This window comes from Vibrio sp. 1580 (genome assembly GCF_033340055.1).
Map to the genome: position 1 here is coordinate 1 of NZ_JAWOVT010000244.1, position 743 is coordinate 743.

A 743-nucleotide genomic window follows, 5' to 3' on the forward strand; every position below is an offset into this window, starting at 1 on the left:
CAGAGCTCGAACATGGCGGCCAACAAGCCAGCGCAGAAGTACCTTTCCCTTTTTCATCCGCAGACGAAATGTTAGAAAAAGCAGAGAAAAATGGCCTCAGCCTTGGTGGCATGATCCTGCAAAATGAGCTGGCATTTCGAGAGCAAGAAGAAATTGACCAAAGAGCTGAACAAATTTGGAAAGTGATGTCACTGTGTATGCAGCGTGGTTTCGATACTGAAGGGATCCTTGAAGGGGGCTTGAACGTCACTCGCCGAGCTCCGAATCTGTTGAAAAAACTAGAAGCGAATGCAGCAGTTGAAAATGATCCAATGGAGATCATGGACTGGATTAACTTGTTTGCCTTTGCGGTCAGCGAAGAGAACGCGGCAGGCGGGCAAGTCGTCACATCACCAACTAACGGTGCCGCAGGTGTTATCCCAGCAGTATTGATGTACTACCATCGATTCATCAAAGAGCTGGACCTTAAGCAATTAAAAGACTTTCTCGCCGTTGCTGGAGCGATTGGTATTTTATACAAAACCAACGCGTCCATTTCTGGGGCGGAAGTGGGCTGTCAAGGTGAGGTGGGAGTTTCCTCTTCTATGGCAGCGGCTGGCCTAACCGCCTTGCGAGGAGGCAGCAACGAGCAAATTTGTATCGCGGCTGAAATTGCAATGGAACACTCTCTCGGTATGACCTGCGACCCAATAGGAGGACTGGTTCAAGTGCCTTGTATTGAACGCAATGCGATGGGCGCAGTA

At 49.4% G+C, this 743-nt stretch carries 1 protein-coding gene; it reads left to right on the forward strand.

From position 1 onward, the window contains the following. The coding region (locus tag R7093_RS25300) for an L-serine ammonia-lyase (RefSeq protein ID WP_318147031.1) at window positions 1-743 on the forward strand (743 nt) is incomplete at both ends.